The 19,810-nt window shown below is 52.2% G+C and carries 18 protein-coding genes; 15 read left to right on the top strand and 3 right to left on the bottom strand.

Translation table 11 applies throughout. From position 1 onward, the window contains the following. Window positions 1–45 precede the first annotated feature (45 nt). The 5 genes from VF399_13195 (at window position 46) to VF399_13175 (ending at window position 7,443) form a co-directional block, all read left to right on the top strand. On the top strand, window positions 46–2,598 hold the full coding sequence (locus tag VF399_13195) for a TonB-dependent receptor (GenBank protein HEX7321299.1): 2,553 nt from the start codon (window positions 46–48) through the stop codon (window positions 2,596–2,598). Window positions 2,599–2,607: 9 nt separating this feature from the next. Continuing rightward, entirely contained in the window at window positions 2,608–3,042 is a 435-nt protein-coding gene (locus VF399_13190) for a hypothetical protein (GenBank protein HEX7321298.1), read from the top strand. Between the two features lie 107 nt (window positions 3,043–3,149). Then, window positions 3,150–3,827, top strand: coding sequence for a hypothetical protein (locus tag VF399_13185; protein HEX7321297.1), 678 nt, complete (start codon window positions 3,150–3,152; stop codon window positions 3,825–3,827). 109 nt (window positions 3,828–3,936) lie between these two features. After that, window positions 3,937–4,821: a DUF6569 family protein gene (locus VF399_13180; GenBank protein ID HEX7321296.1), complete on the top strand. Its 885-nt coding sequence runs from the start codon at window positions 3,937–3,939 to the stop codon at window positions 4,819–4,821. A 90-nt stretch (window positions 4,822–4,911) separates the two neighbouring features. Next, window positions 4,912–7,443 carry a UvrD-helicase domain-containing protein gene (locus VF399_13175; GenBank protein ID HEX7321295.1) on the top strand — a complete coding sequence of 844 codons (2,532 nt, stop codon included), beginning with the start codon at window positions 4,912–4,914 and terminating at the stop codon, window positions 7,441–7,443. A gap of 112 nt (window positions 7,444–7,555) precedes the next feature. Here the strand turns inward: VF399_13175 and VF399_13170 are convergent, their stop codons facing one another. After that, window positions 7,556–8,155 carry a DedA family protein gene (locus tag VF399_13170; protein ID HEX7321294.1) on the bottom strand — a complete coding sequence of 200 codons (600 nt, stop codon included), beginning with the start codon at window positions 8,153–8,155 and terminating at the stop codon, window positions 7,556–7,558. A 120-nt stretch (window positions 8,156–8,275) separates the two neighbouring features. On the opposite strand from VF399_13170, the gene VF399_13165 reads away from it, so the two are divergent. After that, a complete protein-coding gene (locus tag VF399_13165) occupies window positions 8,276–9,199 on the top strand; it encodes a PhzF family phenazine biosynthesis protein (protein HEX7321293.1) in 924 nt (307 codons plus the stop codon). A 53-nt stretch (window positions 9,200–9,252) separates the two neighbouring features. Here VF399_13165 and VF399_13160 read toward each other — a convergent pair whose 3' ends face one another. Continuing rightward, window positions 9,253–9,918, bottom strand: a complete 666-nt coding sequence (locus VF399_13160) for an HD-GYP domain-containing protein (GenBank protein ID HEX7321292.1) — start codon at window positions 9,916–9,918, stop codon at window positions 9,253–9,255. Between the two features lie 246 nt (window positions 9,919–10,164). On the opposite strand from VF399_13160, the gene VF399_13155 reads away from it, so the two are divergent. From VF399_13155 to VF399_13115, 9 genes are all read left to right on the top strand, one after another. Continuing rightward, on the top strand, window positions 10,165–10,680 hold the full coding sequence (locus VF399_13155; protein ID HEX7321291.1) for a hypothetical protein: 516 nt from the start codon (window positions 10,165–10,167) through the stop codon (window positions 10,678–10,680). Window positions 10,681–10,685: 5 nt separating this feature from the next. Next, window positions 10,686–11,381, top strand: coding sequence for a biotin--[acetyl-CoA-carboxylase] ligase (locus tag VF399_13150; GenBank protein ID HEX7321290.1), 696 nt, complete (start codon window positions 10,686–10,688; stop codon window positions 11,379–11,381). Then, window positions 11,375–12,139: a type III pantothenate kinase gene (locus VF399_13145; GenBank protein HEX7321289.1), complete on the top strand. Its 765-nt coding sequence runs from the start codon at window positions 11,375–11,377 to the stop codon at window positions 12,137–12,139. The genes VF399_13150 and VF399_13145 overlap by 7 nt, the downstream gene beginning before the upstream one ends. Beyond that, window positions 12,136–12,594, top strand: coding sequence for a tRNA (adenosine(37)-N6)-threonylcarbamoyltransferase complex ATPase subunit type 1 TsaE (gene tsaE / locus VF399_13140; protein HEX7321288.1), 459 nt, complete (start codon window positions 12,136–12,138; stop codon window positions 12,592–12,594). The genes VF399_13145 and tsaE overlap by 4 nt, the downstream gene beginning before the upstream one ends. Next, on the top strand, window positions 12,575–13,303 hold the full coding sequence (tsaB, locus tag VF399_13135; protein ID HEX7321287.1) for a tRNA (adenosine(37)-N6)-threonylcarbamoyltransferase complex dimerization subunit type 1 TsaB: 729 nt from the start codon (window positions 12,575–12,577) through the stop codon (window positions 13,301–13,303). The genes tsaE and tsaB overlap by 20 nt, the downstream gene beginning before the upstream one ends. Before the next feature lie 24 nt (window positions 13,304–13,327). Further along, complete coding sequence (rimI, locus tag VF399_13130) at window positions 13,328–13,789, top strand: ribosomal protein S18-alanine N-acetyltransferase (protein HEX7321286.1); 462 nt, start codon at window positions 13,328–13,330, stop codon at window positions 13,787–13,789. A 69-nt stretch (window positions 13,790–13,858) separates the two neighbouring features. Then, window positions 13,859–14,389 (top strand): hypothetical protein, encoded by a 531-nt coding sequence (locus VF399_13125; protein ID HEX7321285.1) that lies wholly within the window; start codon window positions 13,859–13,861, stop codon window positions 14,387–14,389. Further along, a complete protein-coding gene (locus VF399_13120; protein ID HEX7321284.1) occupies window positions 14,386–17,958 on the top strand; it encodes a tetratricopeptide repeat protein in 3,573 nt (1,190 codons plus the stop codon). Before VF399_13125 ends, VF399_13120 begins: the two co-directional genes overlap by 4 nt. A gap of 243 nt (window positions 17,959–18,201) precedes the next feature. Further along, a complete protein-coding gene (locus tag VF399_13115; protein HEX7321283.1) occupies window positions 18,202–18,951 on the top strand; it encodes a hypothetical protein in 750 nt (249 codons plus the stop codon). A gap of 430 nt (window positions 18,952–19,381) precedes the next feature. Here VF399_13115 and VF399_13110 read toward each other — a convergent pair. After that, window positions 19,382–19,810: hypothetical protein (locus VF399_13110; protein HEX7321282.1), on the bottom strand; the 429-nt coding region annotated here is incomplete at its 5' end.

Below are 19,810 nucleotides of genomic sequence, written 5' to 3'. Positions count from 1 at the left end.
TAATGATATATAGACCATGACAGCTTTATTAGGAGGTAGAAAATAATGGCAGCAACAATGGCAGTGGTGTTAATATTGATCAGCGGCACGACGGGCAAGATCCAGGGCACGGTCATTGACCGGGAAACCGGCGAGCCGATCAGTTATGCCAATGTGATGATTTCTAATACCGAAAGGGGCGTGGCGACAGATGACAACGGTTTGTTTTATATATTAAATGTGCCGTCGGGAATATACACAGTCGAAGTTTCATGTTTGGGTTACCAGTCAAAGCTGGTGGAAAATGTGGTTGTTGAAGTCGACCAGACAGCGCGGCTTAAAATTGAACTTAAGCAGACGATAATCGAACTCGCGCCCGTGACCGTGACCGGTCAGATGCCAAGCGTTAAAAAGGACATGGTGGCGACCACTTATGTCGTGAGAAAAGAAGAGATCTATAACCTGCCCTTTGACTATACCCAGGAACTTATAAGTTTTCAGCCGGCGGTCGCCCATTTTGACACGGCAATGCACGTGCGGGGCGGCCGCGCCACTGAGGTCCAATACATGATCGATAACGTTTCGATAATTGACCCCCAGACCGGCGATGCCGCGATCATGCTTTCCAAAGGGATCGTCGATGAAGTCATTTTTCTGCCCGGCGGCTTCGATGTCGAATACGGCCGCGCCATGTCCGGCGTCATCAACATCATTACCGCCCGTCCGGCCAACCGTCTGAAACTCAAAGCGTTCGGAAAGACCGAGACCATCATGCCTTATTATTATGATTTCGGTTATCAGAACTACCAGACCTCGGCGCACGTGCCCGTATCAAAAATGGCCAAGGGATTCGTCGCGCTGGACCTGATGCACACGGACGACTGGGACCCGAAATTGTTCATCATCCCGCATAAGCGGCGCGACGATTATTCGGTATACGGCAAAGGGATATTTACACCCGCAAACCAGCTGAAAGTATCATTGAGCGCCGCCCGGTCACGCAGCCAGTTCGACCGGTACAACCTCTGGTACCGCTTTAATCTTGATCATTACCGGTCCGACGTGCGCACCGGCGATATTGAGATCGTCAACGCGAACTTCCTGCCGGATTCCCGGAAGCTCTTCAACCTGACCGTCAGCCGCTTGTACACGCAGCGGACCTACGGCGTCCGGGAGCCGGGTTCATACGGTTATTTCGAGGACTACGAGTTCAAGCCGTACGAGGAGCTTCAATACCCGTCTGCCAGTTATAAAAATCCTTTTGGGATGCGCTACGTGGATTTTAAGGATGTCGGCGATTATCCCGAATACCAGGAAAAGACGTCGGTAGTCTACAAAGGATTGTTCAGCGCGACCATGCAGCTTCATAAATACAATGAATTGCGGGCGGGGATGGAATACACGTACCAGACACTTGATAATTTTACCTACTTCGTCAGCAGCGATACGACCAATCCGATAACTGATGAGTACACTTACAAACCCGAAGAATACGCTTTCTATATCCAGGATAATGTCGACTATGAAGGTCTTTATGCCAAGATCGGCTGCCGGGTCGACCATTTCGGGAACGGCTTTAATACCGATTCCCTGGAACCCAAGAACATTATTTCACCGCGTCTGGGAATTTCATTCCTGGTGACCGAGAAATTCCTGTTCCGCGCCAACGTCGGTCGATACGCCCAGCCGCCCCTGTACGACCAGATGTACCGCTGTTTCAACCTGGTGCCGGCTCCTTCTTATATCGATATATCGCCGGTCGGGAACCCGGATCTGAGCCCGGAAAAGACCATCAGCGTGGAGATCGGGATGCAGGGTGAAGTAAAACCCAATGTTTTAGCGACCGTAAACACGTTTTACAAGGATGTAAGCGACCTTATCGGCACGAGGTTTGTCTATGCCCTGCCCAGCGGATATGTCAGGTATCTGAACGTGGAATACGCTAATGTCAAGGGTATCGAAGCGATCTGCGATTTTTCCAATTCCGTCTTTAGCGGCAAAGTTTCATATACCCTTTCCTGGGCGCGGGGGACTAGCTCCTACGCCGAAGAAGCGTTCCGCAGGTATTATGAAGGGACCGGCGATACCAGCACGGCCATACCCGCCACCGAATATTTCCTTGATTTTGACCAGCGCAACCGCGTATTCATCCAGGGCGGCGTGCGCCTGCCATGGAACATGCAGGCGGTCATTTTCGGCTATTTCGGCGATGGTTTCCCATTCACGCCGGTGGGACCCGAAGGAAAGCTCAAAGAGCGGAACATCGAACACCTGCAATTCCAGCGGGAGATCGACTGCGCGTTCAACAAGATCTTCCGAATCGGTAATATCAGCGCGATATTGAACTTTGAAATCATCAACCTGCTGGACGCGCGCTATGAGATCGCGGATCACTACGCGGCGATCCCGCTTGAAGATATTGAACCATGGGAGTTCACGGACGACATCTCGATCACCAATCCCTACTACGGGCCCGGGGCGGATATAAATCACGACGGCGTCTCTTCCGCGTACGAACAATACGTTTCGTTCAAAGAGCTGATAACCGCCACCGACGACTGGGTCAACTCGAACAGCGCGCCGCGCCGCGCGCGTCTGGGCATAAGCATTAATCTTTAGGCAGGATCTATGAAAAAAAATAATAAAAGGTTGATCGTTCTTCTGTGCGTGGCCGCGATACTGGCTATGAGCATCCACTGCCAGAACCCGTTCGATCAAGGCCCGGATGATGACGATCTCCTGCCGCCTCCTGAACCGCCGGTACCGACCGGACCGGTCAACGATACCGTCTATTATTATGACGGCAATCATCCTTTTCCGCAATATATCCAGCTGGGCTGGTCTTCAGTTGAAGGGACCGAGATCTATCAGGTGCAAGTGTCGCGCGATTCGACATTTACCGGTTCAACGCCAGTTGACGCAGAGGTCAATTTCTACCTCTACGAGGTTACTGCGAATGGTAAGTACTACTGGCGGGCGCGGGCATATAGCACCAAATGGGAGTGGTACACCGGGTGGTCGGAAATATGGAAATTTTCCGCGTATTATTCTCCCGGATACTAATGGTTTTTAACCATTTTTCTAATAGGGAAGTAACTGTAAGGGCGCGCGGTATCTTGCGCAGAACTCCTTTGATTTCAATTCTGGCAGTGACCATTGTATTCGTTTGGATGCTTGTTTATTCCCGCTGCAAGGACGCTGATGAATTCGAACCTCCTCCGGATACACTGGTGGCGCCTCCGGCCGCTCCGGAGATCGCCAGTCCAGTGAACGATTTTGTTTTCATGCCGCCTTATTTCCCTTTTGACATTATCCTAGAGTGGGACGCGTTGGCCCAGGCGGAAAGATACGAGCTCGAGATCACCCGCGGCAGCGATGTACCTTATGCCATTATGCTTGATTATGATTTCAGTATTTACCGGGTTTACCTTGATACCATATACTTTCACCAATACAAATGGCGCGTGCGGGCAACGAGCTCGGAATGGATAGGGGGCGTGACTGAGTGGTCTGGGCAACGTGCTTTTGAAGTAAGGGATCGTCCGCGTTGGCCTACACTGCTGATGCCAGCAAACGGGTCGGTATTTTACTCAGACAGCCTTGGGGTCTATTTGACTTGCCGCTGGGATACGGTTTCAGACGAGCAGTTCTACGAGATCAAATTCATGAAGGATACGACCGTGGTCGAGCAGAATACATCGTCTTATCCGCAGTACGATTTTGTCGCATATGATACCGGCACCTATTACTGGGCCGTAAGAGCGGGCAGCAGTCTGTGGCAGCAATACTCATGGTGGGCTGCTCCATGGAGCTTTACGGTGATAGACACGTCTGGCGAAAAAGATTGAGGTTATGAAGTTGGGAAGATGGGAGGATAAAAAAATACGGGGATAAGGGGATGGGTACTAATGGGCTGGGGATTGGCAGAGAAATAAATAAAGGGGATGGGTGGATGCGATGAGGGAAAATAAATTTCAGGAACTGAAAATATCAGAACCAATATTTTTACGCAACCTGGTCGTATTCCCGATCCAGGGGAACGGGAATCCGGAGAACGGATTGAAGATAAACACGATCGATAAGATAATCCGTACGAAAAAAGGCGTTTTCAGCGAGCTCGAGATGCCGGTCGTGGATGAAGTTGTATTCAATAACGGGGGTGATGAACCTGTGCTGATGCTGGACGGCGAAGAAATAACCGGCGCCATGCAGAACCGGATCATCGCGGTCTCGGACCTTGTGGCAGCCGGGGCCAATCAGAACATATCGGTGGTCTGCGTCGAGGAAAAAAGATGGGACCAACTCGGCGGCTTCAGGACCGGCAACTGCTCGTACCCGAGGATAAGATCGTTACTGGCGCAGAACCGTGATGAGAAAAAATTGGATACTCAAAAGATGATATGGAACGAGATCGACCGGAAGCTGACCGTGACCAAGACCAAGTCCAACACGTCATCCATGCATGAGATATACGATAACCTTCAGGATGAAGTTGACCGGTACCTGGAGGGCTTTGAGAGCGTGAACCACAACACGATCGGCATTATCGGCTGTGCGGGCGGCAGGATCCTGGGCTGCGATGTTTTCCCGAACGTTGATATTTATCACATGTTCGAGAAAAAACTGATCCGGAGCTATGCCCTGGATGCGATGGAATTTCAGAAAAAGAGTTCTGCGATGCTGGGCGCTAACCGGTTCATCAGGGCGTTGGCAAAAGAACTCGAGGGGATCGAACCGAAAAGCCGGGTCGAGAACAACCGCATCAATGGAAAGGGGATCGTCGGGCAGGTACTGACTTATAAATCCCAGTTGCTCCATCTCTCCGCATTTCCGGTCGCATAGAAAAAAATAGTAATTAAGTAAATGGGTAATTTGTGCTTTGATATTATTTGGGATTTAGGATTTAGAAATTAGAGATTATTTTTAAGGAATATGCTTTTAAAGAACCTCGGCAAGTACGAAATAAAGAACTGGCTCGGCGGCGGCCGGTTCGGCGACGTTTTCCTCGCGCGCGACACCCTGCTGGAGCAGGATTTCGCGCTGAAGATCTGCCGGATGCGGCCTGAAGAGATCGCGATGCTCAAGGACGAAGCGCGGCTTCTGGCATCTCTGGATCATCCCAACATCGTAAGGTTCTTCAATATCGACATCATCGAAGGCAAGTTCGTTCTGGTCATGGAATACGTCAACGGCCAGTCTCTGCGAGAGATCATCCGGTATGGCGGCATCGAGTTCGCAAAGATCTTCATGATCGGCAGCCAGGTTCTCGAGGCTGTTGATTACGCTCACCGGATGAACGTGCTGCACCGCGACTTGAAGCCGGAGAATATCCTGATCAATTCCGACGGCGCCATCAAGATCACGGATTTCGGCCTGGCGCGCTTCATAAAGTCCGGGTCGATCGCAGCTTCCACCGCCGGCACGCCGATCTACATGGCGCCTGAGACCTGGAAAGGGACCTGCACGAGCAAATCCGACGTCTGGTCCATCGGCGTGATCCTCTATGAATTACTCACGGGAACGCCGCCCTTTCTCGATGACAGCCTGGAGGGTTTGAAGAAAAAAATAGAGCACAGTAAGCTCTTGACCCCCGGCATCCTGCGCTCCCGGATCCCCGATGTACTTGAAAATTGCGTGATCAAAACGTTGAACCCCGATCCCCGGGCACGGCCCGAAGCGGCCGAGATCCTTAAAAAACTGACCAAAGATGACCGGGGTACATCGGTCATGGCCGGCGTAAGCCCTTCGCTGCCCGATGCCGCTTCGGCGAAAAAAGTCCCGGTATTGGAACCGACCCAGGATCAGCGCGATATCATCGATACTCCTGCGCATCGGATCCTGGTACTGGGCCAGGCCGGGTGCGGAAAGACCGCGACTTTGATCTGGGCGATCGCGAAGCGACTCGGGCAGAACGTGCCGTTATCAAGGATGCTGATCTGTACGTTCACGAACAAGGCAGCGAACGATATAAAATTAAGGATCGAAGAAATGCTGAACACGCCCTGCTACGAACCGTGGCTGGGGACGTTCCATACGATCTGCTACCGGATCCTGCGTCGGGAAGCGCCACGCCTGGATATCAGCGAGGATTTCACGGTCGTTGATCCCAAGTTCGTTTACCGCCACCTCAACGAGGAAACGGGCAAGCACCGCATGCAGGCCATCATGAAGTTCATCGACCTGCTCAAGGCCCGCGGCGTCACGCCGGACGCGTTCAAACCCCAGGGCGAGTGGGAGACGCTGTGCCGGGACATTTACGTTCGCTACCAGCAGTATCTTAAGGATAACGATATGCTGGACTTTGACGATCTGATCCTGTCAACGGTCCAGCTGTTCGAATGCAATCCCGATCTCAGGGAACTCTACCAGCAGACCTTTGAATATATCTTCGTGGATGAGTTTCAGGATATCAACCCGGTCCAGTATCAGCTGATCCGCCTGCTCATGCGGGAAAATCTTTTCGTGACCGGCGACGAGGACCAGGCGATCTATGGCTGGCGCGGCGCAGACCAACATCTGCTCACGAGCGTAGCCCGGGAGATCGCTGACATGAGGATCTATACCCTGGCCAGGAGCTTCCGGCTGCCCCAGGCGATCGTCGACGCCGCCAATAACCTGATGATGCGCGAGCCGACCATGATACCGAGCCTTGAGTCCGGCGATGTGACAGTTTATGCCGCCAAGTCCGAGGAGGACGAGGCGGCTTACGTCACGCAGGAACTGAAGAACTTGAAGAAAGAAGGTTACCGCTTTCGCGATTGCGCGGTCCTGTACCGGATGAATTACCTGTCAAAGCTGTACGAAGAAGCGTTCGCGACCGCGCGCGTCCCTTACGATGTAATGAGCGGCGCATCGGCCAATGAAAGCGATATCGTCAGGAACCTTATTGACTATATTGAAATGCTTGTCCTTGGCCGGGATGACCTGACCGAGGACGATTTTGTCGCCCGGGCTCAGGCGTTGTTCTTGATCCGGAAAAAAGACGCCGAGCGCGCGAAGGAATTGTTCAAATACCACTGGCAGAACGCTGCCAAGCTGTCCGCCGGGAACGTGGTCATGGAGATCGAAGAGTTGACCGGTATCAAGGACCAGGGTCTTGAAAAGCTGGAAGAGCTCGCTAAGGCCGGCGAGCGGGTCGGTTTGGCGAGGTTCCTTACCGAACAGAGATTGATGCAGGAACTGGACATGGCCGACTGGACCAAGGACACGGTCAAGCTATTGACCGTCCACGGAGCCAAGGGTCTGGAATTCCCGGTTGTTTTTATCGTTGACCTCGTCGAGGATATATTCCCCATGACCAAAAGCGCAACTGCGGAGCGCGAGCTTGAGGAGGAGCGCCGGCTGTGCTATGTCGCGGTGACGCGGGCGCAGAAAAAGCTCATCCTGCTTTATCCAAAATACCGGTACGGACGGGCACATAACCCCTCGCGGTTCTTGATCGACATGTTCAAGAAAAGAGCGTAAAAGCAATAAAATCCCCCTTTATCCCCCTTTTTAAAGGGGGAAGGGGGATTATGATCAAATAATAGCATTTAAGCAATTAAATTATGTTTATCAGGAAGATCGGATAATATCGCTATTTTCTTTTACGGAAATAAAGGTAAGTGATGATCATGAGGACAATCACGATGATCACGACCGCACCGATGCTGTAGTTGCGCAGGAAAACCGAGGCCTGGTCCCAGGTCTTGCCTACGTAAAATCCGGCAATGATAAGAAACAAGTTCCAGGCTGCCACGCTGGCCAGGCTCAGATAGAATACCCTGCCGCTTTTTAGCCTGGTGAGCCCGGCAGTGAAACCGATGACCGCCCTTGCGCCTGGCAAAAAACGGTTGAGCAGTAGCAGCCAGTCACCACGTTGCATGAATTTCGCCCGCGCCCTTGCGATCATATCCACTGGCACCAGCCTGGCAAGCACGCCTTTGGAAAGAAGACGCAGGACCGCTTCGCCATGAGTAATGCCGACCGTGTAAAGGACCATGATCCCGCAAATACTGCCCGTAACCGCTGCCAGGTATATCAAGATTACGTCAAACCTGCCCTGCCCGGCGAGAAAAGCAAAAAGCAGGACGAAAATATCCGAGGGAAATGGCGGCACCAGACTCTCCAGCAGCGCGCAGGCAAGCAGGAGCAAGTAGGCGACGATCTTTCCCTGTCCGGTCAGCCATTCAAGCATGGCGTATTGTAGCCGTGATTTTATCAAAATCAAGGGAATTGAACAGCGGCGAGTCTTAAATATCCGGGCGTTATCCACTGAGCTTATTGACACTTATTCAATATTGTGTATCATTTGGCTATGCCTAAGTGGATAAAGGCTAAGAAAATGAGCGCTTTCACGTCGGTCGCGTACGGGGGCAACCCTGCCTGGGTTGTGATCAGCGCCGAGGGGCTGTCCGACGACGAAATGAAGCTCATGGCGAACGACCTGAACCCCCTCTCGGACACGGCCTTTGTCCTGCCGGAATCGACATCCGAAGCCGATATCTACCTGCGTTTTTTCTGCGGCAGCGGCGAGGTAAATTTCTCCGGGCACGCGGCGATCGCAACGTATTTCGCTCTGGGTGGCGAGAATGTCATCCGTATGGTCGAGCCCGAGTTCATCGTGCGACAGCGGACCAAGGCCGGTATCCAGTTCGTCGAGCTCCGGGTAAAGAGCGAAAAGGTCACCCGGGCGACCATGTCTTTATCCAAGCCGAACTACCTGGATGTCGAGATCAACCCGGTCCAGGTCGCGCGGATCCTGCGGCTGCCGCCAAACGAGATACCTTTTGATCAAATACCGATGGACATCATCTCCACGGGGTTCTATGACCTGATCGTGCCGATAAAGACGCTCAGTGCCATGAAAAACATCAATCCTGATTTTCCCCTGATGGACAGTTTCTGCACGCGGGTCGGTATCCAGGGCGTGGTTACTTACTGCCAGGAAACATTTGACGCCGGGGACACGGCGTTCATGCGTCACTTCGCGCCTGCGGTCGGCATCAACGAGGACCCGATATCCGGCGCTGCGGCCGGAAGCCTTGGTTGTTTTCTGATCCGGAGAAAACTCATCGAACCATCGAGTTTTTCGCGGATCATAATTGAACAGGGCTACATGCAGAACCGGCCCGGCAAAGTGTACGTGCACGTGGAATGCACGCTGGACCAGATCCTACGGGTCAAAGTCGGCGGCAACGCGGTGCTAACCTTTACCGGTTACATCCTGACCCCGTCCTGATCCACACACAATAAATTAAAGAATTTAGGAAAACTGAAGTGTGGTGGCTTGAATCAAGTAGCCGCCAGCCGTGATGTTTTTTTCTCAGAGAGATACTTAATGAATATCTTTACGATCGCCGGATCAAACTGGATGCCGGCATTGTTCTTGAGCTCCTGGAGTGCTTGTTCATGGGTCAGGGCTTTCCGGTATGGTCTCTTGGACGTCATCGCGTCATACGCATCGGCCACGGCGATGATCCTGCCGATCAGCGGGATCTGGTTTTTGACCAGCCCTTCCGGATGACCGGTTCCGTCGTAACACTCGTGGTGGCTCTTAATACCCCTGAGCGCTTCGATGAGCTCGTTGAACCCGGCCAGCATGTAGTATCCCCGCATGACGTGCATATTGATCTCTAATTTTTCCTCCGGCGTCAGCTGCTGAGGTTTCATCAAAATGGCTTCATCAATGCCGATCTTGCCGAAATCATGCAGCAGCGCCGCCACTTCAAGCACGACCTTTTCATTGTCGTCAAATCCCAGGTGATCGGCCATCGCCATGCAGTGATCGGTCACCCGCAGGCTGTGGCCGTCACGGTAGGGAACCTGGTCGTCGATGGCTTGTCCTAATGCCCGGAGATCGGATAGCGCTTTTTTAGGATTCTGCCTGAGTGTCATGGTGACCGCGCCAAGGCATCGGATGATCTCTTCAAGGTTTATGCGACCTCCGTTCTTTTTCATACTTAAGTATAGTAAATATTCAAAACTTGTCAAGCCCCGGGAGCGACGAAATAATTTTCGTTGCTCCCACGATGACAGAGATAATGGATAGATACCAGCGATATTGTGGTAGTAAATATCTCTGTGATCTGCCGTTAAATCGCCGTAATCATGAGCGCTTTGATTCATTTTCAAAGCGCTCGAGCCTTGACAGTGCAAATTATTTAGATTAAACTATAATATTACATTAAGACAAGGAGGTTGGACATGAAAAAGATCATTTTTGCCATGATCCCCGCGCTTATTTTCATGAGCTGCGCCGGGACTGCGAGTGTCGAGGTCGGTCTCAATGACGAAGGCCTGACGCTCGGGCTCTATGGCGATCTGAAGATGAGGATCCTCGAAGTGGAGCTTTTCGATGGCGAGACTTACCAGACCCTATGGGAAGGCAGTACGCCGATCACCGTATCAGTCCAGAGCGCCGATTTTGTCAGCATTTCCAACGGCTACGAGGTCGTTAATCCTGGTTCTTTTACGGCCGCGCGCGTGACCGTGGATTCCCTGCGGTACACCGACCTCTCGGCAGATATCATGCTCGCCGATGCGGCGATCGTATTCAATGCCGCGGCATTCACCGCGATCGAGATCGCCGATGGTGACGAAATGAACCTGGTGATCAATGTCAAAAGCGTGAACTGGTTCGATATGGATTCGTTGAAGATCATAAGCGGAAAGACCCCCTTTGAAGGCGCGGCCCTCAAGGTATACTATCCCGGCACCTGATCTTGATGTTCGAAAGGATCCTTAAATACCAGGCGGTGTCATCCACCCAGGACATCGCCCGCAGACTCGTGGACAGGAAAAAACCGGTCGCGATATACGCTTTGTGCCAGCGGCGCGGCCGGGGCCGCAGTTCGCGCGTGTGGTTCTCGCCGCCTGGCGGTCTCTACCTGTCGCTGGTGGTTTTCCCCGGTGTTCGTGCAAGTTCGATCCCGCTCCTGGCAGCGCTGGTGGTCATCAGGGTACTGGAAGATCATGGATTGTCCGGTTTGGTGATCCACTGGCCCAATGATGTTATGATCAACAGCCGCAAGGTATGCGGCATCCTGTGCGAGGAGCACGATCAGGCGGTCATCTGCGGTATCGGTCTGAACGTCAATACCGAAAAATTTCCAAAAAATCTTACCAGCGCGACATCGATGATGCTGGAAACCGGGAAGGAATATAACCTGAACGATATCGGACAGTCGATCGTGCACCGATTCGAAAGGCTGTATGCGAAGATCCGCGGCCGGCGCTCGATCGGCCGCTACATTCACCGCTATGTGACCGGGATCGGCGAGGCGGTCGAGATCATCACCAGCGCGAGGAAATATTACGGAAGTGTCATGGGCGTGGATGATGACTGGGCATTGCTCCTACGGGATGATAACGGCGTTATCAGGAAATTTTATTATGGCGACGTACGCAGGCTAAGATGGTGATCGCGATCGACGCTGGCAATACGAATATCCACTGGGGCTGGTTTTCGGGCAGCCGTCTTGCCAGGCGCGCGGTCTGCCCGAGTGAGGATTTTAACGCGGCGAAAGGCGCATCGGTTATCAAGCGCGGTCTGGGCAGGATAGGTCATGATCGTGTCGAGGGTGCGGTGATCGTTTCAGTCTCGCCGGTCCTGACGCGTAAGCTTCTGCGTTGCCTGACCCATGCGCATCCCGGTGTCAAACCCGTGATCGTTTCGGCCCGGCTGAAAAGCCCACTGAAGTACGGATACCAGCGTCCGGGGACCCTGGGCGCGGATCGGGTCGCGAACGCTGTCGGCGCGCTGATCCGTTACCAAAATGACGTGGTGGTGATCTCCGCGGGTACGGCCACGACGATCGACGTGATCTTTAAAGACGGCTGGTTTCCGGGCGGCATGATCATGCCGGGGATCGAAACCGGGCTTTGGGCACTGACCAGGAAGACCGCTTTGTTGAAAAATGTAAGGCTGAGAACGCCCAAAAGAACCATCGGCCACAGCACCGGCGAATGCCTGCGGTCCGGGATCCTGTTCGGACACGCGCACATGGTCCAATCGCTGTTGGAGCTTATCGCGCGCCAGTACCGCCGGCGGTTCCTCTGCGTGGTCACCGGCGGCTGGGGCAAGTTCATTGCATCGCATGTCCGGGGGATCACCCGCTATGACCGGGACCTGAGTTTGTACGGCGCTCTGCAATTGTACCGCGGCAACGATCTCCAATGAAAAACTCAGGCAAGCATACCCGCCGGCATCGCAGGACCGTGGTCTCGAGATCGGCCCAGGCAACGATCAGACTGGGTCAGGCTATCGCCCGGATATTGAATGTCGGTGACGTGGTATATCTTTATGGTGATCTGGGCAGCGGCAAGACCACGTTAACCAAGGGCATTGCCCGGGGACTGGGGATCAAGACCCGCGTGACCAGCTCGAGTTTTGTCATCGCTACCGAATACCGCGGCAAGATTCGGCTTTCCCATGTTGACCTGTACCGGTTAAGCGGACAGGACATAGAAAATCTGCCGCTGGATGAATACCTGGCAGAAGATGGCGTGACGGTCATCGAATGGTCAGAGAGACTGCGCCTGACACGGGTCCAGAAGCAAAGCGGGCTGCACGTGCATATCGCCATCAGGGGACAAAAGAACAGGGAGTTTATCATTGAAGATCTTAGGGATTGAGACATCGTCGGCGCTGTTCTCCGTTTGTCTTTGCGATGACACGCGTCTTGTGCACGAGATCATGAAAGACCGGGAATTGCAGCCCGGCGCGCGCGACGCCGGCATCTTCCAGGAAGCCTCGTCGTTGCTCGCCATGCTTCCGGGCCGCCGGCCGGACGCGGTCGCCGTATCGATCGGTCCCGGAATGTTCACGTCTTTGCGCGTCGGCGTGAGCCTGGCCAAGGGGATCTGCCACGCGCACGGCGTTCCGCTCGTGAGCATCAATACGCTTGACTGCATCGGGGCGGACTCGACCGCATGCGGCGGTATCCTGTGTGCCGTCATCAACGCTCACAAAGGCGAGCTCTATGCTGCGTTCTACGAACGCGAGCAGCGGATCAGCGATCATCTGCTGACGACGCCGCGCGGGCTGCGCGCGCTTGCAAAAAAACAGCATGCTCGGGGACGAAAAAAGCAAAAGGTCTGTATCGGAGGTCCGGGGATCGACATTTTAAAGTCATCGGGGATCGCTTTTGAAACGCCGTACAGCCGGTTGTTGCCGGTCGGGACCTTTCTTCCATCCGCCTACAAGGTAGCCTGTCTTGCCGTGGTCCGGATTAATGCCGGGCAATTCGATGCTGTCGAGTCCTTGGAGCCATACTATTTGAAAAAGACCGATGCTGAGCGGAACGCATTACCGCGCGGCCGGGCGTCCCGGCGCCGCGCCTGATAAAAATTCTTCAAGACCACAGCCATGGCGACAGGTTGCGGGATAGTGCGGCAGATGACGATCACCGATATTGACCAGGTCTACGAACTGGAACATGAGCTTTTCCCGAACCCCTGGCCAAAATCTTTTTTTGAAAGCGACCTGCAACGGCCCAGCACCATCGCGCTGGTGACCGAGCACGACCGACAGGTGATAGCTTACGCCCTGGCGAATTGCTATGACGTCGAGCTCCATATCACCAACATCGCTGTCGATGCACGGTTCCAGAGAAAAGGGCAGGCTGCCAGGCTTGTGGATGAGCTGGAACGGAACGCATCGGTGCGCGGCTGCACCCACGCCTACCTTGAGGTGCGGACAGCGAACAGCGGCGCTATTGAATTATACAGAAAGATAGGCTATACTATCGCCTACACGCGGAGTAAATATTATATCGATGGCGATGATGCATATGTCATGCAGAAAAGCCTTGATCAGGGCAGGCAATGAGGGCGGTGCCATGATCGCTCACCCGCCGATACAGGAATATGTTTAAATGACAATAACAAAGGAGGTCGTATGAACATCTTGCTTGCGGTTTCACTGTTCACCAGTGTGAACTTGTATTTTTTAAAAAACTCGCAGGACCTGCTGGTCCGGGTGATCCCGCCCGAAGGAGTGTACGAGATAGTCCTGTACTACAGTTTTTCGGGCGATGACTGGCATTCCCGAACCGTGCAGTCCTATGAGGGCATGAATTTCGACGCAGCCATTACACCGCCGGAGTCGCTGAGCATGATCGGCGTGTACTATACCTACGACGTGAACTCCGTGATCAACACCGATGACAATAAGGGCATGCTTTATCTGTACGAGGTGAAGAAATCGCCCCGCATGCTCATGCCGTTCTCCATGGATATTGTCGAACCCATGCTCAAGCAGGCGCGCAAAAAGATCGATGCGCAGAAACATGTTGATGAAGCGATCGCGCTGCTTGACTATGTCGATGCCATACTGCGGGTTCTGCCTTTCAGAAAAGGCTCGGACCTGGAAATAAAAAAGCCGATCCTGGAAGCCGAAGCGAATGAGTTGCGGCAGTCGATTAAATGAAATGTCCCAAATGCGGCTTTGAAAATCCCGCCGCATCAAAATTCTGCAACCAGTGCGGCTCAGCGCTGGGCGATGCACCGACCGATCATGAACGCGGCCAGCGCCGGGCTGTAGCGGTCGTTTTTGCCGACATCTCCGGTTTCACACCACTGTCCGAAAATCTGGATCCCGAAGAGGTCAAGGACCTTATCGACGCGTGCCTCAAGCGCCTGGCCGGCGTCATAACCAAGTATGAAGGGTACGTCGATAAATTCATCGGCGACTGCATCATGGCTGTTTTCGGCGCGCCGGTCGCCCATGAAGACGACCCCCTGCGGGCGGTGTTGTCGGCAATGGACATGCTGCAGGAGATCGGAGAATTCAACCGGGAGAAGAAACAAAAGCTTTCACTGACCATCGGTATCAACTATGGCATGGTCGCGACCGGTGACCTGGGCCGTCCAGGCGCGTATACCGTTATGGGCGACACGGTAAATCTCGCGCAGCGCCTGCAGGCATCAGCCCCGCGCGGCAAGATATTCGTAAGCGGGTCCGTGTACGCGCAGACCAGCAGCGAGATCAATTATCAGCGCCGGGACAAGATCAGGGTCAAGGGCAAAAAGGAACCGGTCGAGGTCTACGTGCCGTCCGGCGTGGTCCGCAAATACTCCCTGCGCAAGATCAAAGAACTGCCGTTCATCGGCCGCCAGGCTGAGCTGCAGAAACTCAGGAGCATCTGCAATAAAATGTATGCCGGCCAGGGTCAGGTCATCTCAGTGATTGGCGAGGCCGGTATCGGTAAATCCAAGTTAGTGTATGAACTGCGCCAGCTGCTTAAAGCCGGTACCTGTCTGGTCGAGGGCAGGGGCATTGAGTATCTGCGAGCGTCGCCGTATGGCGTGCTCAAGGAAATGCTCAAGCAGATGCTGGGGATCGCCGAGGATCCCCCTGCGACCGCCTCGCAGAAGATCGCGGAATACATCAAGCGACAGGGCGATCCCGGCCTGGTCCGCGCTGCCTCGCTTTTCCGATATATCCTGTCGCTTGAACTCACGCGCGATGAGGATAACCTGCTGGAATCGATGAAGCCGGAAGACCGGATAAGGATGATCAATGAAGCGCTGATCACTCTTTTCCACGCCCGGACCATTCGGTCCCCGGTCGTGATCATTTTTGAAGATTGCCACTGGATCGACCGGGAAACGGCCGATTTCATGAGACTCCTGGCCGGGGCGGTTGAGCGCTGCCGTATCATGGTGATCGCGATATACCGGCCGGAATTCGAGACCGGCAGCCTGGCGAAACTCCGGTACTTCAACGCGATCCCTTTGAAACCCTTGAACACCGGTGATGCCGTATCCCTGCTGCGGAACATCATGAATTGCGAATGCATCGACAAACAGCTACTGGCATTACTGGTCGGCAAGTCCGGTGGTCTGCCTTTTTACCTGCACGAGCTTGCCAGCAATCTCGTGCAGAACGGGTTGATCACGGTCCAAGACAGCGTGGCCGTTCTCAAGCCGGGCAAGGATTTCGTGGTGCCTCGCACGCTCGATGAACTGGTGATGACCAAGATCGATAGACTGGCTCCACCGGTAAGGGCAGTGGTGGATACGGCGGCGGTTATCGGCGATGAATTCTCGGTCCGGCTCCTGGACCGGCTGATGGACCTGGGCAACGCCTTGCCGGGTCACCTGTCTCAGGTATGCGACCAGGGGATCCTCGTACCGCTGGCTCGTTCCGTGGACCAGCCGGCAGCGGATGTACGGTACGGTTTCCGGCACAGTATCATCCGGGATGCCGTGTACAATTCCCTGCTTAAAAAAGAAGCGAAGAAAAAACACTTCGCTGTGGCTACGGCCATAGAAAACGTTTATGCCGGCAATCTAGCCGAGTATTATGACGCTTTGGCCGAACATTTTGAAAAAGGCGGTGAGCGGTCCCGGGCGGTCGAATACATGGGAAAAGCCGCCGATCACAAAAAAGCACTGTACTTAAACGCCGCCGCCATAGCGCTTTACCAGAATATCCTCAAATCTCTCGATATGTCGCGCGCGAAGGAACGGGCATTGGTGTATGAAAAATTGGGCGAGGTCTATTCGTTGATCGGTGATTATCAGAGCGCCTTGCACGCTTATCATCAGGTAGGGATCCTCAAGACCGGCGAGTCAGTGCTCAAGATCAGGTCCCACATCGCGGTCGCCGGTGTTTATAAGAATCTGGGCACGGTTGATGCGGCGCTCGCGAGCCTGGAAAAAGCGAGCAGGGTCCTGCGGGCGGAAAAAAATTTGAGCGCGGATGAAAAAAGCCTTCAGAAAGTGCATATCCTAACCCTTGAATGCTGGCTCACGCGCGTCAAGGGCAGGGTCGCGGAAGCGGAACAAAAGGGGCTGGAAGCGATCTCCATGATCAACGCCCAGCCGGGCGCCAAGGACTATGGACGGTTGAAAAGGGCCCTGGCCGATGCGTATTACAATCTGGCGATCGTGTACTGCGTGAAGGGAGATTTTGAAAAAGCGATCGATCTGTGCGAGGACACCCTGATGATCGCGGAGGAATTGGGCGACCGCCGGGGAAAAGCCAGCGTCTACAACATCCTGGGCACGGTCTATCGGAGCCAGGGCAAGTACAACGAGGCGATCGAGGCTTTTGAAATGAAACTGAAGACGAGCGCCGAACTTGGCGACAAGAGCGGCATCGGCATCGCCTATTCTAACCTGGGCAACGTTTATCAGAACCGCGGTGAGTACGCCAGGGCGATCGAATACTTTGAAAAACACCTTGATATCTGCAACGAGGTCGGAGATAAATCGGGCGTAGGGCTTGCCCAGAACAATCTGGGGATAATCTACTTCAGCAACGACGAGTACGCGCGGGCGATCCAGGCTTTTGAAAGTTACCTCGGCATCAGTAAGGAACTGGGTGACAAGCGGGGGATCGCGATCGCGTCAGGCAATCTGGGGGAAGTCCACGAAAGTCTGTTCGACTATAAAAAAGCAGGCGAGCTTTTCACGACGTACCTGGCCATCAGCGAGGAACTCGGTGACCGGCGGGGCAAGGCTTTCGCCGCGCACAGCCTGGCGATCGCATGTATCGAAACCGGTCAGTTCAGCAAGGCGCTTGAGTACCTGAAAGCATCCCGCGATTATATGGAATCGATCGGCAACAAAGTTGGCATCGGCGGCATTTATAACAGTATTGCCTACCTTCACTATCGCGAGAACAAGCTCGATGACGCGCTGGAAGCCGCACTGCGGGCGTTGAAATACGCGGAGGAAACGCACGCGATGGACGTTAAACTGAACGCCCTTCTTCACATCGGCCGCGTTAATGGGTGGAAGGCGGTGGAGACCAAAGCCGGCGCTGACCGGGACGGATATATGAAAAAAGCGGCGGAATACTTTTCCATGGCTTTGACCCTCGCCCAAAGCCAGAAGAAACGGCGAATGCAGGCCGATATACTGCTGGAATATGCCAACGCATTGCAGGCCTTGGGTAAGACCAGCGAATCCCGGCAGCTTTCCCGGCAGGCAATGGCGATTTATAAGGAGCTGGGCCTGGCGGATAAGGTCAAGGCAGCGCAGCATTAACGTTGTATCGAAATTTTCAAAGCTGCAAATTTTCACCCAGTGCCGCATGGCGCCTACGCCTCATCAAATCTCTCATTAGTTCATTGTATTTTTTCCTATTTTTCCTGCGCCATTTTTTCATAGGTGACCCCAATTCACCGTGTCATATTACCTTAAAGCTGTAGTATAGGGATATTGTTTATTGACTTTATTGAAAATTCTTATAGAATATTTTTATGTAGGCATAATAAAAGGAGGAAAAGCATGATTATTCTTGTTATTACTATAATATTCGTATCAGTTTTTTTATTCTTTAAAGTAGTCATCAAACAACCACAAGGTTTTTGGAGAATTAATCTACCTGATGTTATTCAACTATTAATGTTTTTCTCATTGATCATCAGTGTATATTTAACAAATATTAGCATTAATGAACAAAAAAACTATAATATAAATGCACTTCGTCCATGGCTTCAAGTAATGATTGATTCAACAACACACAACCCTTTATATTATGATAAAAACGGATTTTTACGTATCGAATATACGTTAACCAATAAAGGGCAAACGCCCGCTTTAAATGTTAAATCATATTTATGTCCCGATTTTACTTCAATCTATCCTGAATCCGTTTTGCTTAGTCAAATTAATAGCGATACTAATTCAAAAAAAGTAAGCATCTTTCAAGGATGCTCAGATAATATGATATCATCACAAATGCGTCTAATGGGTGCGTACGGTTTTGAAGCAAAAACCAAAACCGGTGAAATAGAATCACTTATGATTGGAGAAGCTGAAATAAAAACTATAAAAGATTTGTTTGATGGGATAGATAAATCGAATACAAAATTGCACGTTCATATTTATACTGAATATACTGATGTTAATAAAAATATATATGCTAATAGAAGTTCCTTTTTCTTAAGGCCGAATAAAGCTGATAGTATTTATGGCTTAGAAGTATTTCTCGTTGAATGTTCACAAGAAAAAATTAAGCGTCGATTAAAAAAATAGAAGTACTCAAAAAAATTGCATTTTAAAAAATAGATATAGTAAAAGTTATTCTTCTTAAAACAAAAAGGGGGATTGGTTTTTTACCAATCCCCCTTGGTCCAGTTTTGGTCCATAGACGGCTTGGAATGCATGGAATAGCGCAGCATTTCCAAGCAATGGCGAGAATTGTAAAAATGTCTTTGATGCCTACATTAGTTATGAAATCACAAGTATTTCAGGATGTTTTCAAAATGCCAGGGTCGATTAGAAATCCGTTGCTCTATCCTTTTGAGCTATAGGCGCAGACCAAAAATCGTTAAATCAATTCAAGTATATATAGATTGGCAATTATGTCAATAAAAGCTCATAAAATTCAATCCGGATCGTAGTAATTCAGTATTTTTACGATCGCGGTGCGGGACAATTGAAACGCCCGCGCAAGTTCCGGCGCCTAGTAGCCATGCTCGTGGTGCAAAGCATGAATTATTTTCTGCCGCACATGGCGCGCGGTTCTGCCCCGGGGCGCCAATAATACGTTTTCCGTTACGCCATATTCGTTAATCGCTTTCATCAATATTCTATCGATTTGGCCGATTATTATTTTCCTGTCGCTCCAGTCAACCGGCCCATTGTCGCGGTCCATGACAAACCGTTGGTAATCTTCAATCGCTTCTTTTCTTTGACCGAACTGATCAAAGATAATATCGTATTTTAGAAAATCGTTTGTTTCCAAACCAAGGTAAATGCGATAACTGGTCCAGGGATAATCCCTGGGATCGCTCACCAGCCGCGCCTCCAGGGCCTGGCGATGGATATACCGCGTCAGCCAGATACCATATTCATTGGCCTGCACAATGCGATTATTGAACCGTTCGCCGAA

The sequence above is a fragment of the bacterium genome (genome assembly GCA_036382775.1).
Taxonomy (GTDB): Bacteria; Hydrothermota; Tepidihabitantia; order SM23-42; family JAOAFX01; genus DASVHD01.
The sequence above is the reverse complement of the archived record's forward strand: the minus strand, read 5'-3'. Positions and strand labels throughout refer to the sequence as shown.

Coding starts and splice junctions, on each gene's coding strand:
- VF399_13195 (HEX7321299.1), top strand. CDS start 46: ATGGCAGCAACAATGGCAGTGGTGTTAATATTGATCAGCGGCACGACG.
- VF399_13190 (HEX7321298.1), top strand. CDS start 2,608: ATGAAAAAAAATAATAAAAGGTTGATCGTTCTTCTGTGCGTGGCCGCG.
- VF399_13185 (HEX7321297.1), top strand. CDS start 3,150: ATGCTTGTTTATTCCCGCTGCAAGGACGCTGATGAATTCGAACCTCCT.
- VF399_13180 (HEX7321296.1), top strand. CDS start 3,937: ATGAGGGAAAATAAATTTCAGGAACTGAAAATATCAGAACCAATATTT.
- VF399_13175 (HEX7321295.1), top strand. CDS start 4,912: ATGCTTTTAAAGAACCTCGGCAAGTACGAAATAAAGAACTGGCTCGGC.
- VF399_13170 (HEX7321294.1), bottom strand. CDS start 8,155: ATGCTTGAATGGCTGACCGGACAGGGAAAGATCGTCGCCTACTTGCTC.
- VF399_13165 (HEX7321293.1), top strand. CDS start 8,276: ATGCCTAAGTGGATAAAGGCTAAGAAAATGAGCGCTTTCACGTCGGTC.
- VF399_13160 (HEX7321292.1), bottom strand. CDS start 9,918: ATGAAAAAGAACGGAGGTCGCATAAACCTTGAAGAGATCATCCGATGC.
- VF399_13155 (HEX7321291.1), top strand. CDS start 10,165: ATGAAAAAGATCATTTTTGCCATGATCCCCGCGCTTATTTTCATGAGC.
- VF399_13150 (HEX7321290.1), top strand. CDS start 10,686: ATGTTCGAAAGGATCCTTAAATACCAGGCGGTGTCATCCACCCAGGAC.
- VF399_13145 (HEX7321289.1), top strand. CDS start 11,375: ATGGTGATCGCGATCGACGCTGGCAATACGAATATCCACTGGGGCTGG.
- tsaE (HEX7321288.1), top strand. CDS start 12,136: ATGAAAAACTCAGGCAAGCATACCCGCCGGCATCGCAGGACCGTGGTC.
- rimI (HEX7321286.1), top strand. CDS start 13,328: ATGGCGACAGGTTGCGGGATAGTGCGGCAGATGACGATCACCGATATT.
- VF399_13125 (HEX7321285.1), top strand. CDS start 13,859: ATGAACATCTTGCTTGCGGTTTCACTGTTCACCAGTGTGAACTTGTAT.
- VF399_13120 (HEX7321284.1), top strand. CDS start 14,386: ATGAAATGTCCCAAATGCGGCTTTGAAAATCCCGCCGCATCAAAATTC.
- VF399_13115 (HEX7321283.1), top strand. CDS start 18,202: ATGATTATTCTTGTTATTACTATAATATTCGTATCAGTTTTTTTATTC.